Origin of the sequence: Ruegeria sp., from assembly GCF_028066395.1 — a bacterium.
GTDB lineage: Bacteria > Pseudomonadota > Alphaproteobacteria > Rhodobacterales > Rhodobacteraceae > Ruegeria.
In genome coordinates this window covers 1-2,351 of sequence record NZ_JALCBM010000055.1, presented here as the reverse complement: position 1 = coordinate 2,351, position 2,351 = coordinate 1, and the positions used below count along the sequence as shown (strand labels likewise).

The window sequence follows — 2,351 nt, the reverse complement described above, 5'->3', positions numbered from 1 at the left end:
CATCCCGACCACATTGCCGTTCTGATCAAAGACCGGGCCGCCCGCGTCGCCGGGCTGAGCCGACAGGGCCAGTCGCTTGACGCCGGTCTCTCCGTCCAAGCCACGCACATCCGCGACCTGCCCATAGGTCAGCGTCGGCGCGCCCAATGCGCCCTCATAGGAAAAGCCCGACACGGCGATTTCCGACTGGATGCGGGGCTGGTCGGCGTTGAACCCGGCAACGCTGATCGGGGCGAGGCTCTGGCTGGGGCGCAGCACCGCGATGCCCTGATCGGCGTCGGATGCGGCCACCTGAACCTCCTGATCGCCATCCAGCGTGATCCGGGTGCAGCTATCGGCAATCTCGGCAACGGTCAGGACCGAGCCGTTTGCATCGGCGAAAAAACCGGACCGTGACAGGCGCGGTTTGCGGATTTGCAGGCCCGAGACCAGATCGATCCGTTGTTCCGCATCCGCCCCTGCGGCGGCATCCAGCACCGAACCCGTGGTGGCAAAGCTGGCGCGCATGGCGGCCAGCACGCGGGCACGGCGGGCCTCATCACCTTCGGGCCAGACCAGCGTAAAGCCTTTGATCTGCCCATCACTCAGCGCGGCCTGCGTATAGGATACGACGCCGTTGCCGCGCCCTTCGATGGTAAAGCGATCCCGGCCCAGCTCTCGCGTGCCGTCGAGGGGGATGATTTCCAGCGATTGCATCACCTCATACAGCGCACGCAGTGTAGATCGGTCGCCTTGCTGGCTGATCAGTAGCACTTGTTTGTCCAGATCGGCGGTCGCGTTGAAATGCGCAAACGGTGCCTGATAGCGATCGAAGGAGACGACGCCCAGCGGCAGGTCCATGGTGATCCCGGCCTGATCATCCACATGTCGGTCCATGCCAACACTGATCAGCGGCGCGTTATAGTCATCCATCAGCGCCTGGCGTTGCAGCGTCGTCAGAACGCCGGTGTCCTCGAACCCGTTAAAGCGCTGCCAGTCCGACATCGACCGGCGGGTGCCCGCACCAAAGGCACCATCAATGGTCGAATTGTAGAACCCCGCCGCCTGCAGGGCTGTTTGCAGGTCCTTACGCTCTTGCGCGCTGAGCAGACGTTCGCTTTGCAGCGCCTGCGACCGGGTCTCTTCCCCCGGCTGCACCGACAGGCTGGTTACGGGCGCCTCGGGCTGAGGCTCAACCGGCGGGGTGATCACGCCCCGGTTCAGAACATTCGCGCCCACGGGCCAGAATTGCTGCCCCAGCGTGTTGGTGAAAGCGATGAAACTGTCCGATGGAATCTGCCCCTCGGCCCGGTAGACGCGCAGAACCTGTTCCGCGTCCGTGCGCAAATAAGGCCCGATTACAATGGCATACCAGCCGGAGTTCAAACGAAACCCGTTCACATCGGGCAGCGATTGCGCATAGGCTTGCGCCCGATCCTGCGCCTCGCGCAGCGAAGGTTGCGCCTCGACCTGAACCCAGACGCCCTGATCCTGCTGGGCAGTGGCGGCGCGCAGGCCGAAGATAAGAAACAATAGAATTGCCGTGAAAAGCCGTGTCATTTTCTGCCCGTCTTATGCAGTGTTGGAATTTGACGTCAGAGTACGCGATTTCGCGGTGCAAACGCCATGCCTGCATTACGGGGAATTTCCGGTGTGGCCGCGCAGTGACAGGGCCCGCGCATTGGCCCGTTGACGCCCTCTGGCCCCTTGCATAGGAAGGGCCAAACCCATCCGAAGCCCAAAGGGAATGTCATGACCGACCCGTCCAGCGCACCTCGTTCTTTTCAGGAGATCATCCTGCGGCTTCAGACCTATTGGGCATCCAAGGGCTGCGCCATCCTGCAACCTTATGACATGGAGGTAGGGGCAGGGACGTTCCACCCCGCCACCACCCTGCGGGCGCTGGGGTCGAAAGCGTGGGCCGCGGCCTATGTGCAGCCCTCGCGCCGTCCGACCGACGGGCGCTATGGCGAGAACCCGAACCGGTTGCAGCATTACTACCAGTATCAGGTTCTGATCAAACCCAGCCCGCCGGATCTGCAAGAGCTGTATCTGGGGTCCTTGCAGGCCATCGGCATCGACATGGACCTGCATGACATCCGCTTTGTAGAGGATGACTGGGAAAGCCCCACGCTGGGCGCCTGGGGCTTGGGCTGGGAAGTTTGGTGTGACGGCATGGAAGTCAGCCAGTTTACCTATTTCCAACAGGTCGGCGGCCATGATTGCGCGCCGGTTTCGGGTGAGCTGACATATGGGTTGGAGCGTCTGGCCATGTATGTGCTGGGCATCGACCACGTGATGGACATGCCGTTCAACGACCCGCAGTCCCCCAGCCCGCTGACCTATGGCGATGTCTTCAAACAGACCGAAGA

At 62.4% G+C, this 2,351-nt stretch carries 2 protein-coding genes; one reads left to right on the top strand and one right to left on the bottom strand.

Annotation, left to right across the window (positions count from 1 at the left end; all coding sequences use genetic code 11):
* Window positions 1-1,539, bottom strand: a 1,539-nt coding sequence (locus tag MPJ51_RS16020; RefSeq protein ID WP_298388754.1) for a serine protease, incomplete at its 3' end; no start/stop codon positions are given.
* Between the two features lie 192 nt (window positions 1,540-1,731).
* Here MPJ51_RS16020 and MPJ51_RS16015 point away from each other — a divergent pair.
* Window positions 1,732-2,351: glycine--tRNA ligase subunit alpha (locus MPJ51_RS16015; protein WP_298388752.1), on the top strand; the 620-nt coding region annotated here is incomplete at its 3' end.